Annotated in this window: 13 protein-coding genes; 4 read left to right on the forward strand and 9 right to left on the reverse strand. The window is 41.2% G+C overall.

What is annotated here, in order from left to right; all coding sequences use genetic code 11:
- Positions 1-235 precede the first annotated feature (235 nt).
- The 3 genes from ACQEXS_RS10240 to ACQEXS_RS10250 all read left to right on the forward strand — a co-directional run bounded on the left by ACQEXS_RS10240 (position 236) and on the right by ACQEXS_RS10250 (position 3,200).
- Positions 236-1,102, forward strand: a complete 867-nt coding sequence (locus ACQEXS_RS10240; protein ID WP_427013750.1) for a LysR family transcriptional regulator — start codon at positions 236-238, stop codon at positions 1,100-1,102.
- A 531-nt stretch (positions 1,103-1,633) separates the two neighbouring features.
- The gene (locus tag ACQEXS_RS10245) at positions 1,634-2,233 is read left to right on the forward strand and encodes an isochorismatase family protein (RefSeq protein WP_427013751.1); all 600 of its coding nucleotides are present in this window, start codon (positions 1,634-1,636) and stop codon (positions 2,231-2,233) included.
- A gap of 553 nt (positions 2,234-2,786) precedes the next feature.
- On the forward strand, positions 2,787-3,200 hold the full coding sequence (locus tag ACQEXS_RS10250; RefSeq protein ID WP_427013752.1) for a VF530 family DNA-binding protein: 414 nt from the start codon (positions 2,787-2,789) through the stop codon (positions 3,198-3,200).
- Positions 3,201-3,349: 149 nt separating this feature from the next.
- Here the strand turns inward: ACQEXS_RS10250 and ACQEXS_RS10255 are convergent, their stop codons facing one another.
- The 4 genes from ACQEXS_RS10255 to ACQEXS_RS10270 all read right to left on the reverse strand — a co-directional run bounded on the left by ACQEXS_RS10255 (position 3,350) and on the right by ACQEXS_RS10270 (position 8,805).
- A complete protein-coding gene (locus ACQEXS_RS10255; protein WP_427013753.1) occupies positions 3,350-4,600 on the reverse strand; it encodes a DEAD/DEAH box helicase in 1,251 nt (416 codons plus the stop codon).
- Positions 4,601-4,903: 303 nt separating this feature from the next.
- Positions 4,904-6,169, reverse strand: a complete 1,266-nt coding sequence (locus ACQEXS_RS10260) for a RidA family protein (protein ID WP_427013754.1) — start codon at positions 6,167-6,169, stop codon at positions 4,904-4,906.
- Between the two features lie 847 nt (positions 6,170-7,016).
- Positions 7,017-8,009 (reverse strand): helix-turn-helix domain-containing protein, encoded by a 993-nt coding sequence (locus tag ACQEXS_RS10265; protein ID WP_427013755.1) that lies wholly within the window; start codon positions 8,007-8,009, stop codon positions 7,017-7,019.
- 19 nt (positions 8,010-8,028) lie between these two features.
- Positions 8,029-8,805 (reverse strand): SDR family NAD(P)-dependent oxidoreductase, encoded by a 777-nt coding sequence (locus ACQEXS_RS10270; protein WP_427013756.1) that lies wholly within the window; start codon positions 8,803-8,805, stop codon positions 8,029-8,031.
- Between the two features lie 540 nt (positions 8,806-9,345).
- On the opposite strand from ACQEXS_RS10270, the gene ACQEXS_RS10275 reads away from it, so the two are divergent.
- Positions 9,346-9,684 (forward strand): cytosolic protein, encoded by a 339-nt coding sequence (locus ACQEXS_RS10275; RefSeq protein WP_427013757.1) that lies wholly within the window; start codon positions 9,346-9,348, stop codon positions 9,682-9,684.
- 208 nt (positions 9,685-9,892) lie between these two features.
- Here the strand turns inward: ACQEXS_RS10275 and ACQEXS_RS10280 are convergent, their stop codons facing one another.
- The 5 genes from ACQEXS_RS10280 to ACQEXS_RS10300 form a co-directional block, all read right to left on the reverse strand.
- Entirely contained in the window at positions 9,893-10,135 is a 243-nt protein-coding gene (locus ACQEXS_RS10280; protein ID WP_427013758.1) for a hypothetical protein, read from the reverse strand.
- Positions 10,136-10,174: 39 nt separating this feature from the next.
- Entirely contained in the window at positions 10,175-10,390 is a 216-nt protein-coding gene (locus ACQEXS_RS10285; RefSeq protein WP_005433583.1) for a DUF3820 family protein, read from the reverse strand.
- Between the two features lie 14 nt (positions 10,391-10,404).
- On the reverse strand, positions 10,405-11,070 hold the full coding sequence (locus tag ACQEXS_RS10290) for a DUF3313 domain-containing protein (protein WP_427013759.1): 666 nt from the start codon (positions 11,068-11,070) through the stop codon (positions 10,405-10,407).
- Between the two features lie 97 nt (positions 11,071-11,167).
- Positions 11,168-11,527 (reverse strand): helix-turn-helix domain-containing protein, encoded by a 360-nt coding sequence (locus tag ACQEXS_RS10295; protein ID WP_367990283.1) that lies wholly within the window; start codon positions 11,525-11,527, stop codon positions 11,168-11,170.
- A 210-nt stretch (positions 11,528-11,737) separates the two neighbouring features.
- Positions 11,738-12,904 (reverse strand): serine hydrolase, encoded by a 1,167-nt coding sequence (locus ACQEXS_RS10300; RefSeq protein ID WP_427013760.1) that lies wholly within the window; start codon positions 12,902-12,904, stop codon positions 11,738-11,740.
- Positions 12,905-13,027 lie beyond the last annotated feature (123 nt).

Raw genomic sequence — 13,027 nt, forward strand, 5'->3', positions numbered from 1 at the left:
GTTTCTTTTTCTCTATTGCTACAACTTACTATTAGACAAAATCTGTTAAGTGCATATGCTCTAATCCATTGTATTCAAATAAGTTATATTGGGTTAAATTGAAATCACTGACTATACGGAATAGCCTGACGGCCAGATACGAGTTGATATGCCTTCTTCAGCGTCACTCTTAAGGGTTGTTAGATTGTATATTTCCAGAATGGATTCGATAATTAGTTCAATAAAAGGACGATAAATGAACAACAGTAACTGGGACGATTTGAAGTTTTTCTTAGTACTTTATGAAACGGGTAAAGTAAGTACGGCAGCTCATAGGTTGAACGTAAATTATGCTACCGTTTCGAGGCGCATAGATCGATTGGAAGACTCTCTAAAACTCAAATTATTTAACCGCACCGCTGACGGATTTGATTCAACGATTGAAGGGAAGCTACTATACGAACGTTCGGTAGATCTAAGAGATAAAATCAACAGCCTATCAGAGTCACTTTCACCCGAAGCAAAGTTTAACCAGTATGCAAAAATTTCTATGGTTCCGTTTTTAGCAGAACATTTCGTCATCGAAAACTTGAAGAAGTTGCATGCGCGATTTCCCGAACTGAGATTTGAAATTGATACATCGAGTCGAAACGTGAATATTGCTAAACAAGAGGCTGACATAGCACTTCGTTTGGATCTTCCTGAAAAAGGGGAGTCTATCTGTAGGAAGTTAGGAGAGGTAGAGTATGTATTATGCGGTACTGACTACTGGATGAAACGATTGGAATACGATGAGCCAATCAATATCATTACATATACTGCAGAATTCAGTCACCTTACAGAGTGCAAATTCCTGATTGAGAAGTTCGGTACCAAAGCGATAAAACTCCAAACAGATACAATCTCTGCTCAGAAGAAAGCGGCAGAACATGGTTACGGTATTGCACTTATACCGAGACTTGCACTTAGTTCAAGTTCATTGATTATGGTAGAACCAGAAATCCCTATTACTCGAGAGATATGGATGCTGACTTCGAAGAAGACTTCGATGTCCACACCAAAAAAGCTTGTCATGGAAGAATTGGTGAAAATGTTCAGGAATGAACACGGAAGTTACGCATAAAAGACCAAAGCCCTCTTCAATTTCTTTAATCTATAAAATTTATCAAGAATTACGGTGCTTTTATTTTATCAAATACAAGACAATTCATTTAATTTATTATTGCACCTCATTCAGAAATTAATGTAGATATAAACACGTATATCACTAATATTGTATTTATAACTCTATATTTTTCCTTTATATTTTTGTCTATCTAACACAGAAGGATATTCGTCGATATATAGATAAATTCATTTGAAATGCCATGATGAAAACTTCCTTTAAGTTTTTCATTCGCATTATGTAATGAATTATATATTGGTAATGATGTGCTATTCATATTCCCTCCATGGTTTGCGAAAAAGTAAAATAAAAAAATCATATATTAATATAATAAATTTTACACATAGCATGTGCAGCTAATAACAACAACACTTTATTTTAATTAACATTTGTCCACAATAATTTATGCACATGGCATTTGCACAAATAGAAATCAATCTGATAAATGTATCGAGTTATACTTAAATTGATTTTTATAGGAGAAAAAACATGACTCAATTAAATACACTTCGAAATATCTCTGGTTTACAAGAACATATTGTTGATTGGAATAATGCTGCTGTTCTTTTTGTTGACTACCAAAATGAATATATTGATGGTATTTTGTCTCTAGGTAAGGCTGGGGAAATAGCTTTGAAGAACGCGGAAAAGTTATTAGAGATCGCTCGAAGCAAGAATTCCCCTGTATTCCATATACTTCACAAAGCAAGTTCGGCATCACCAGTATTTAACTGCGATTCACCTTTGTCTGACTCTATAGATGTTGTTAAACCCAATGACAACGAAACAGTGGTGCATAAGACATTACCTAATTCGTTCTTCAATACTGACTTGGAAGAGATGTTGCATTTAACAGGACGCAAACAGCTAATTATTCTTGGCTTTATGAGTCACATGTGTGTTACCGCAACAACTATCAAAGCTGTAGAGTTGGGTTATGACGTTATTGTGTGTGAAGACGCTTGTGCAACACGACCACTACCAGACCAAGACGGTAATCCAATTGATCAAAATCTTATTCATTTAGTGTCTATGTCTGCATTGAGCGATCGATATGCCTCAATTCAACCTCTGCAGAATTTTTCATAAATCGCTGGCTAACAAGCCCTAGGTCGACACAGTCAGCTATAGTACCCAATGTGCTCAATTTAGCTAACTAATACATAAATCTTATATGGAGAGATCAGTTGGAAATACATTGGTGAAAAACCTGATTAGCTAGATTCAACGTTGAGGTGATTTATAATAAAGCGATTGAAATTTACGGTTAAGGCATAACTGAAGTTGACAATAAATGGCTTAAAGTATGATTCCCAACGCAGCACTCTAACTCAGCGTTGGGTCTCTTTGATAGAATGGACCTAGTACCCGACTCAAAACCTTCTTGGTCAAACGAATCAAGACTTAGCAGCTCTAATAAATCACATTCGTTTTAAGGGCTTGACGACACTATCTAAACCTTCAATTTTCAAGACTAGGCATATAACCTTATGCCATGCACTGAACTCTCCAAAAGACAAACCTTTCTTACCAAGCCAGCTTTCTTTGAAAGCTTCTTTTCAAACCATTGCGGCCTAACAATAGATATCTCCGCATTGTATACTTTGCTACACTCCATCCTTTACTGAGTAAGGCCCTTAAAATGATGACTGACGAAGAAAAAATCGAGCTGCAACGAAACAACCCACTGCATGGGCTAAAACTAGAAACTATGTTGCAAGAGTTGGTGGATTTTTATGGCTGGGACATTCTTGATACAGCAATGCGCTTTAATTGCTTTAATACCAAGCCATCGATTGCGAGTAGTGTGAAGTATTTAAAGAAAACTGAATGGGCGAGAGAGAAGTTAGAAAACTTTTACCTTTATCGATTTAAGCGTATGCCACGTGCAAGTGCAGAAGAGTACAATTTGCCACCGAGAGCACGCACTTTCCCTCATGGTCTTAAACCAAAAGAGCCAATGGCGCTAACGGTTGACTCGATTTTGAAGTCACAAGCCAAAGCGGCATCTGCATTTAAGAACCGCTCACCTCGCGGTCGCTCTCCACGCCGCTAAGACGACACCCTAAATGACAATAGAGCCTAGCTTGAGGGATCAAACTAGGCTCTATTACGTTTTATAGAAAACGGAGGAAGCGAGCACACCAACTGACTAGCTTAATTCCCGACGTTTTCTCAAACTGAACAACTTAAGGCCTACATACATTACTGATTACGCTTTTTCTTCTTTTTTCCTGTACCGGCTGGTTTTGCTCGTGGTTTCATCGGTAAAAAGTAAGCTTCACTTTGGTCGTCTTCTACTTCAAAACCTTCAACTTGCTCACGCTCAAGCTGGAACTTATTTTTCTTTTCTATCACTTTAAAATGGTGATAGTCATCGTAATCGATAAGAGATAATCCCAGACCAACTTCACCAGCACGACCACTTCGTCCGATTCGATGCATATAGTCGGCAGGGCTACGTGGAAGATCAAAGTTGATAACGACCGGCAATTTTTCGATATCAAGACCGCGCGCTGCAATATCGGTAGCGATAAGGACTTGAATCTCTCCAGATTTAAAACCGTCAAGAACACGAGTACGAGCACCTTGCCCTTTATCACCATGGAAAACTTCAGCCGTAATACCACGTTTCGACAGTTTTTGTGCTAGGTGGTTACAGGCATTCTTTGCATTCACAAAAATCAAAGTCTGTCGCCACTGGTGTTGCTTGATTAAGTGCGCGAGAACCGCGGTTTTTTGGCCTTTATTGACACTAAACACACGCTGCACCAAAGTACTGGCTTCTGCGCTTTGCAATTGAATATCAATAGGCGCTTGAAGTAAGTTTTGAGCTAAGCTGGTCACTTTATCAGGGAATGTGGCAGAAAATAGCAAGGTTTGCTTCTTCTCTGGCAGCAAAGCAAGGAGCTTATTCAGTTCTTCCGTAAACCCAAGGCTTAACATGCGATCGGCTTCATCAAGAACAAGTGTTTCTACCTTATCTAACTTAATCGCATTACTAGAGACGAGGTCAAGCAGTCGACCCGGCGTCGCGACAATGATGTCACACCCACCACGAAGCGCCAGCATTTGCGGGTTCACTGATACACCACCAAACACCGCAACCGTTTTGATCTTATCTCTAAGATGGTAAGAGTAAGACTTAATGTTGTAAGCCACCTGTGATGCCAATTCACGAGTTGGAACTAAAATCAGGTGAGACGCAAAGTTACCACGGCGAGAGTTGGCGGTATCTTGCTGAAGAATCTTTTGCAGAATTGGCAGCGAAAAAGCAGCCGTTTTACCAGACCCGGTATTGGCTCCACCAACCAGATCTCGTCCATCCAATATATGAGGAATGGCATGAGATTGAATAGGTGTCGGTTGACTATATTCTAATGCTTCTAGTCGCTCGATTAAGGTTGGCATTAGGCCAAGGTCGGCAAACGTCGCTTGCTGTGTATTATCTGTCATTACGTGAATGGCTCGGTGCTAAGTAAAGGCCGTGTATCTTATGCTATTTAGCGCTAGGATGTTAGCGATAATGCGGTAAAAAGAGTCAGTATGAAAATCCCACTCTTTTGAAACAATACAAGCTGTATTGTGAGATTGAATGAGGTAGCTGCGAAAGATCAAAGTGCGTGAGTAACTTTGCAAATTTAGCAAAAGGCAATGACCTGCTCCCGTTCGTTCTAACTTATTTATTGAGAGGATATTCTTGAGAAAGGTAAAGTTTGCCTTATATGCTGATGTTCAGCATATAAGGCAGCAACATTATTATTTTGTTGGAGGCGTGCCTTCAGCATTTGAAACAACCGCATCAATTTGAATCAATGCGCCTGATTGTATCTTTTCAACGCCAATCACTGTTCTTGCCGGGAGTTTGCCATTGAAAAACGTCGTGTATACCTCATCAACCATATTCAGATCAGCCATGTCAGTTAGCTGAATATTGACCTTCACCAAATCATCCATTTCATGACCAATGCTTTCAACGATGGACTTAATGTGTGTTAGACATTGCTTAGCCTGCTCACCAGTATTCCCTTCTACAAGTTTCCCTGTCTGTGCATCCACAGGAAGCTGAGCTGAGATATGGTTGTAGTGAGAGAAAGCAACAGTTTGCGTGGAAAGCGCACTAATAGGTGCTAAGTCAGTATTGTTCGCGCGAATCACAATCCCGTGTCTGTCTTCCACTTCTTGTGGTGGTGTGCCGTCGCCATGAGAAATCACCGCATCAATTTGAACCAGTGCATTCATTGGTAGGCCCGCCGCTTGTGTCACTGTACGCGCTGGAACATAAGCAACGCTGCGAGCGATGGCCGAATCGGGGAAGAAAGTCATGTACACTTCGTTCACGAGCTCAATGTCCGCAAGATCTCTTACCTGAATGCCCACTTTTACAATGTCATCAAACGGCACATCAATGCTTTCTAGAACAGTCTTTAGGTTACGCAAACATTGAGCGGTTTGATCCTTGATTCCACCTTCAACCAAAGTGCCTGTATTAGGATCAATTGGCAACTGCGCAGATAGGTTGTTGTAGTGTGAAAATGCAACCGAATGCGTCGATGTCGCACTCTTAGTTACGCTATCGCAGTTTCTTGCCTGCTTAATCAACGCACATGGTTCTTGAGGCTGGGTACCTTCACCGTTTGAGATTAAAGCGTCAATCTGGATCAGTGCATCGCTGTTTGGTAGTTGAGCCACCGCAGAGACCGTTTTAGTTGGGAAGTACTCGGTAAAGAACATCGCCATCACTTCGTTTACGGCTTCTACATCATCAATGTTCTTAAGGAATACATTAACCTTAACTACATCATCCATCACGTGCTCAATGCTCTCTACGATAGATTTGATGTTTTCAAAACATTGCCTAGCTTGCGCCTTGATGTCTCCTACCACCAGCTCACCGCTTTTCGGATCAAGCGGCAACTGCGCCGAGATGTTGTTGTAGTGGGAGAAAGCAACGCTTTGAGTAGAGAGTGAATGGATTGGCGCTAGGTCTGTATTTCGAGATAGCTTGATGATCTTACCGCTCATGATGATAGGTATCCTTATAATAGGTTTGTAGGGTATTTTGATAGTTATTATTTAGGGCTTATCGTTCTAAGAGAGCTGATGGTAATTCAAGGCTATTTCCATGAGTGTGATGAATTTCAAAATTCAATTTCACTAGCAACCTGACACTTTTTGGATAATTAGTCAGGGCTAAACTAAATATCCGAACGATCCAGAATAAACCTCACTATGTTTCTTTAATAAGCGTATTCATTCTCTGAAAATGAATATATAGCATTTAGAATATGCCGTTTATTTAGGGTTAGATATTCAAATATGATGGCGGCTTCACAACATACCGAGGAAACGACCCGCTCCCCACCAAATCGGATGCTTTGATACCCACATTTAATGAATAGATTTTTGTTTGAAATATCATAGATACAAAAAAGCCGACTCTGCGTCGGCTTTTTAAACAACCTTTCTACATTCACACTAAAGACTTAACAATCGTAGCTAAGCCTTCAATTTTTAGCGGGGTGCTGAATTTTAGTAGTTCCACTTACTCCTTTCTCAGAAGCTTTTTATCGAGTGGCTTACGGGATTATATTTATTGTTGTAGCCCACTATTGGACAGAAACCATTCAGACTTTTAAGAAGAAGTCTGACCTTCGGATAACTTTTAATACTGCAAACTAATGGGTGTCACCGATATACAGAGTGCCGCCCATAAAAGGCGTTGGACAAACCTGCTCACCAAAAAACTGTTTTAACAGATTTACTATATGCAGGGTTTACTAGAAAGTATGCAGTATCCTGATAACCTTGAAACGTTTATGCTCCAACACGATTTATTCTTGTAATTCAAGCTATGAAAACAGTTCATATATCAATATCTGACTTGCCTAGGAGAAATCCCAGTCCATGATTTATATGCGCGAATAAACGAATTGGTTTCTTGAAAGCCTAATAAAAACGATACTTCATTAATAGATAGCTCTGTTTCTTTCAAATAATAATGAGCTAGCTTTTCTCTAACTTTATGAAGAATTGACTGATAGCTATTACCTTCCGCGGACAGCTTGCGTTGCAACGTTCTCTTACTTATTGCCATTTGTGATGCCACTACTCCGATAGAGCTGTTCCCCTGAGGAAGTAAGTCCATCAGATGAGTATAAACAGCTTTCGATGTAGTATGGTTGCTTTCCATCGCATCAAGCTTTTTACGTAATTCATTGTCAAATATGTTCAACATAGTTTGGTTGTTCGTCAGAAATGGTACTCGCGCATCTTTGTTCGAGAACACCATCTTCGTTGCTGAACCTTGTGTAATTTTGCAACCAAAATAACTCATATATGCACTTAGATTCAATGGAAGCTCGGGCAACACAATCTGAATTGGATTAATGCTTTGGCGTGTCGCTAACCGAGTAAGCTGAGTCAAAAACACCAATTCAGTCAGACTTAAAGATATTGGTAGCGCACCAGTAAACCCATAACAACTAATTTCAATTTCAGTCTTAGCATCAGTTTGATCTAGCGTAAGATCCATAGGTCCAATTAATGGTTTATACTCCTGCAACCTTTTAATTGCTGAGTTCAGATTAGGGCTGCAGATAGCAGCAAAAATCGGTACATCAAAGGACTCAAAACTCATCACTTCCGCTAATTTCAAGGCAAGGTCGATGCCTTGCACTTGAGCTGCCTTATCTATGCCTTGAAACAGTTGAAAGTATTGTGATGGCGACAGTTGTACCTTTTTCTGTTCAAACAATCCCAGAGGCAGCTCAGCATAACCGAGTGCAACTTGCAGGTTGATACCAAGGTCTTTAAAGAGAACTTTCCAGTTCGACGGAATGACAAATTTATCTGCTCTTTTCATACCCATACTTCCACTTAAATCATTTTTTTTCCATGGACTGGCGAGACATTTTAAGGACTAATTTACGTGGCAATAGAGGGATAATCCAGTTAAGCATAAACTTCAAGGATGATTCATTGAATACTATCAATTCTCCAGCTTCCATCCCTTTGTAACCGCATTCTGCTACAGACTGAGGTGATTTTGCATTCTTCCACGCATCAACACCTTCCAAGTTACCCGCAGCGACAAAACCAGTAGCTACTGTCCCTGGGCAAAGTACCGTTACGCTCACATTGCTATCTTTTACTTCTTCAGCCACTGCTTGGCTAAATGAGGTAACGTAAGACTTGGTGGCGTAGTATACCGCTTGCAAAGGACCTGGCATAAATGATGCGGTTGAAGATACATTCAAGATCCTTCCCTTGTTTCGTTCGACCATGCCTTTTAGGTATAGGTGAGTCAGGTTGGTCAGTGTCACCATATTTACTTGCATCATTGATTGCTCATCAGCAAGAGAACGTTCGTGGAATTTACCGTGGCCACCAAAACCCGCATTGTTGATTAACATGTCGATCTGTAGGCCAAGTGCTTCCGTCTGCTCAAACAATAATTGTGCGGCATCGAGCTTTGCTAAATCTGAGGTTATCACATCAACTTTTACACCGAACTCCTTTTCAAGCTCATTTTTTAATGCGATTAGTTTCGTTTCAGAGCGTGCGACTAGAACCAGATCACCACCTTTACAAGCGTGAATCTTGGCTAGTTCAAGACCAATACCACTGGAAGCGCCTGTGATTAATGCTGTGTTTGACATAATGATTGCCCCTTTTAAACTACTATTATTGATCAATTGCGTTAGCTGATAACGGCAGTATAAACAGTCGAATTACGCCATGAGACATCGGAAAGCGACATAGTTGATTCAGATTGTGCCAATATGATACAGCACTTGAATAGCTGTCATTCGCCAACGATACATTTTTTGCGTTCTGATTTACCAACGATGCATAAACATGCCTTAGAAAAGCTCTGATTAGACTTGCTGATATCGATAGAAAATAGGGAGCTTTCTGTCACAGCCTCTCGGTTGACAACCATTAACAAAAGTATGGTGATTTCAGTGGTACAATTAACCACTGAGTAATTACGTTAACACCGAATGGGGCACTTTCGAGTTAGAAAATGCCACGAGTAAAAGTTCGGCTAATGAAGATTCTGGACAAAAACGTATTTCAAGTTAGCCTAGTGACTCTCCGGAAATGGCACAGACTTACCGCTTTTAGCAACTAAATTTCTACTACGTTATGCGTCTGATAGTGATAGAATCTCCGCATCTGAATTATCGAGAAACTCTATGTTTATCCATCATGTCAATGGCATCGACTGGCTGGTGATTACCGCTTTTGAAGAACTGAAACCTATATTTATTGAAGACGCTGGTGCGATCCCCTCTTGCTTCTCTAGCGCTAGCGAATTGAGCCTGATTGATCAAGCCAAGCGCACTTATGGATATTTGCCTAAACTCAGCGGCGTAATCACCGATACTGGCACTTTTCAAAGCAAAGATAACGAAGAAGATTTGAACCCACAGCTTGCCTGCCTAGTTGAGGGGCGTGGTCGGGTGTTTATCTATCACGGCGGTTTTGTAGCATTTGTGGATGATGAACAAACCTTTATTACTCGAATGGACTGAAAATTATTAGGTTAGTTGAAATCGGCCAATTGAATGGATCTTGTTCCACGCTTCAATAACAAAAACAATGCTGCGGTTAGCCGGCAAGCTGTACTCCTAGCAAGGAATGGGATAAAAAAGAGTCAGCCTGATGATCTGACTCTTTTAAATGAAAACACATGGCGTTGTCGAAGAGGCTAAGGATGCTTTGGTCGGTTGCAGTCGCTGATTACTTGGATTGGTGACCCGTCTTCTTCGCAAATTTTTGCATCGCCTCAGCGAACGTTGTTGTCCCGCCTTTAGCTTGAACCTGTACTACTTTATAGCCCATCTTTTCTAGCGCTTGGCGTTCTGCCAAAACAGCTTTGTCATCTTGCTGGCTACCTTGAGCAGGCTGATGAATGTAACATCCTTCTAGTTGACCATCTTCGACCAGTTGGTGGTGTTTCAGTGTATTGATATCAAAATTCATAGTAAGTCTTTTTTATAAATGGAAAGCTTCTGCGACAGGTTACATTCGCTTTAACGGCTTAACAACGCTATCAAGCCCTTCTATTTTTAGTGCAAGGCAGAGTTTAAGTAGTTCACCTAGCTCCCCTTCTGGGAAGCCTTTCTTATCGAACCACAGTAAATACTCTTCGGGTAGATCGATCAACACTCTTCCTGCGTATTTGCCAAAAGGCATTTGCATGCGCGCAAGCTTGATTAAGTTTTCTTTTTCTAACATCGTTTCTCTATGATTTAAGGCTGTTGCCACCCTTGTAGAGTAACACCCAAACGCTCAATCCAATAGTTGATCGCATCTTTTGCATCGTCTAATGCATCCACCATCGTTGAAAAGTCTTTGTTTCCGCTCTCACGATCAATCGCAGCAAATAATGGGCTCCCCGTTTGTGCGTCGCTTACCAACAGTTCCAAACTTGCCGAACCAACATTTGTATGCTCACCAGTCGTGACTTTTGAGATGGTAGAAATAGCTAATCCCACAGGCAAAACACTGCTGGTGACTGCAAGAATTGGATTTGGTGTCTCAACATTACTTAACGCAAGACTAAGACGTAATGTCTTTCCTGTCGGTTGAGTAACGATCGGTTTATAGGCTGAGAGTTTGGCTTTAAGCTGGTTAACCGTATATGTGGTAAGTTCTTGAATGTCGTCATTGTCGATGGTGCCTTCTTCAGCCACAACCACCACTTGATCAATGATCAACGAGTCGTATTGCTTTATTTTGTCCCGGAGTCGCGCCTTGTCACGAAGGTCTTCCCGAGCCCAGACTAAATCCACACCGCCGTCAGGGCCTGTGCTAAAGTCTTCGTAGTTAGTGAACGATGTTGCCTGTTGCTTTATGGGACTCGCACATCCAACAAGAAACATGGTGATAAGAAAAAGAAGAAATCGTGTTTTCATGACATAAAAAAGCATTCTGATCCAAACAAACCAGAATGCTATACCATATAATTATTATTGTCTATTTTACAGCATCAATCATTGACGCTTTTAATGTTTAGGCGTCTTGAGGATCAATGGTGTGTGCGTATTCGACAACCACTTGGTTGCCTTCAATATAAGCGCGTTGGATTTCACCATCGACACTCATGCGACTTTCTAGAAACACGACTCGTGGCGCACCAGTACTGCTTGCTTTTAACGATGGCAGTAATTGTTGTGGTTCAACATGAAGTAAACGACAAAACTGAGAAATAAAAGACATGGTCAGTGGCTTAGAGCCACGTAATAGCTCTGAAAACTCGATTTGGCTTACACCAAGCTTTTTAGCGAATTCCATTTGGGTAATTCGCATTTTCGCTTTTTGAGACATCCAAGTTCGGTGCAGCGCGTCTCTATCTTCTTGTGTAAACTCCATTCGTTTCCCTCATATATCAATGATGGCCATAATTTTGAGGTAATGACGGTTAGGGATGTCAGCTAACGGTGAGTTTTAGTTTAGGGTTTTGCCACACACTGACATCTGACGCGAGCCTTTACAGTCAAGGGGCTCCGGGACGAGACAAACCGCGATAAAAAAGCGGATACCCTTGGGTATCCGCTCTGATATTTTCAACTTTAATGTATGTTAGAACCAGCTAAGTAGTAGCCGCTTGAACCAGTCGATCAATCGTTTAAATACACCACCTTTGTCAACTTGTTCAAGTGCGACAAGCTGCTCTGAGCCGACTTCAGTATCGTCAATGCTGTAGATGACTTTACCTAACACATCTCCTTGCTTGATTGGAGCAACCAATTCTTGTGAGTACTCCACTTCCGCTTTGAGCTTTTTAACGTCTCCTTTTGGTAGTGTGAGATAGACATCATCAGCCACACCGACACTCAACTCGTCTTTATCTCCCATCCAGACTCGCGCTTGAGCAATCTCCTGATCCGCTTTTGTCGGCGAAATGGTTTCGAAGAAACGGAAACCATAACTCAGCAGTTGCTTGCTCTCAGACTCCCGACTTTTTGTACTACTAGATCCCATAACGACTGAAATCAAACGCATGTTTCCGCTGGTCGCTGAAGTTGCAAGACTGTATCCAGCCCCACTGGTATAGCCGGTTTTCATACCATCGACGTTCATGCTGCGGTCACGTAGCAGCCCATTGCGGTTGTATTGAGTGATCCCATTGAAGGTATAAGAGGTTTCACTATAGAGAGGGTAAATGTCAGGTAAGTCCCGAATAATGGCCTGACTTAACTTAGCAATATCGTAAGGGGTGGAATACAGACCCTCACTATCTAGACCATGAGGGTTGGTAAAAGCACTGTTTGCTAAACCAAGCTTGTCAGCCCATGAGTTCATTAAGCTTACGAATGCCCCTTCACTCCCAGCGACATGCTCAGCAATTGCGACACTCGCATCATTACCAGACTGAACAATCAACCCACGGTATAGCTCCATTAAACCAACTTTTTTACCCACCTCAATAAACATTTTGGAAGAGTCTGGAAAGTTTTTGGCCCATGCATTTTTGCTGATCAGCACGTTATCATCCAAGCTGATATTGCCGCTGTTCATCTCTTGCCCCGCAACATAAGCGGTCATCAATTTGGTTAAGCTTGCTGGGTTCAGTTTTTTATCAGCGTTTTTGTTTACCAACACTTGGCCTGTATGGTAATCCATCAGCACATAACCTTTCGCGCCAATGGCTGGAGGATCAGGAATGATTGTTGGCGCAGAAACTGCTGCAAAAGAAATAGCTAAAGAAGACAGCACGAATGTGCGAGTAAAAATCATATTTCTCATAAGTCGCCTACCGTTAGACACAACTTCATTGAGTATAATCAAACCGCTTAGCTTTTCAGGAGGCTTGTAACCATTCGTTACGTTTAATCGATTTTTGTCGCAAAGGGGTGCTCCAAAGCACAA

It is taken from the genome of Vibrio sp. TRT 17S01 (assembly GCF_050113695.1).
GTDB lineage: Bacteria > Pseudomonadota > Gammaproteobacteria > Enterobacterales > Vibrionaceae > Vibrio.

Coding starts and splice junctions, on each gene's coding strand:
- ACQEXS_RS10240 (WP_427013750.1), top strand. CDS start 236: ATGAACAACAGTAACTGGGACGATTTGAAGTTTTTCTTAGTACTTTAT.
- ACQEXS_RS10245 (WP_427013751.1), top strand. CDS start 1,634: ATGACTCAATTAAATACACTTCGAAATATCTCTGGTTTACAAGAACAT.
- ACQEXS_RS10250 (WP_427013752.1), top strand. CDS start 2,787: ATGATGACTGACGAAGAAAAAATCGAGCTGCAACGAAACAACCCACTG.
- ACQEXS_RS10255 (WP_427013753.1), bottom strand. CDS start 4,600: ATGACAGATAATACACAGCAAGCGACGTTTGCCGACCTTGGCCTAATG.
- ACQEXS_RS10260 (WP_427013754.1), bottom strand. CDS start 6,169: ATGAGCGGTAAGATCATCAAGCTATCTCGAAATACAGACCTAGCGCCA.
- ACQEXS_RS10265 (WP_427013755.1), bottom strand. CDS start 8,009: ATGAAAAGAGCAGATAAATTTGTCATTCCGTCGAACTGGAAAGTTCTC.
- ACQEXS_RS10270 (WP_427013756.1), bottom strand. CDS start 8,805: ATGTCAAACACAGCATTAATCACAGGCGCTTCCAGTGGTATTGGTCTT.
- ACQEXS_RS10275 (WP_427013757.1), top strand. CDS start 9,346: ATGTTTATCCATCATGTCAATGGCATCGACTGGCTGGTGATTACCGCT.
- ACQEXS_RS10280 (WP_427013758.1), bottom strand. CDS start 10,135: ATGAATTTTGATATCAATACACTGAAACACCACCAACTGGTCGAAGAT.
- ACQEXS_RS10285 (WP_005433583.1), bottom strand. CDS start 10,390: ATGTTAGAAAAAGAAAACTTAATCAAGCTTGCGCGCATGCAAATGCCT.
- ACQEXS_RS10290 (WP_427013759.1), bottom strand. CDS start 11,070: ATGAAAACACGATTTCTTCTTTTTCTTATCACCATGTTTCTTGTTGGA.
- ACQEXS_RS10295 (WP_367990283.1), bottom strand. CDS start 11,527: ATGGAGTTTACACAAGAAGATAGAGACGCGCTGCACCGAACTTGGATG.
- ACQEXS_RS10300 (WP_427013760.1), bottom strand. CDS start 12,904: ATGAGAAATATGATTTTTACTCGCACATTCGTGCTGTCTTCTTTAGCT.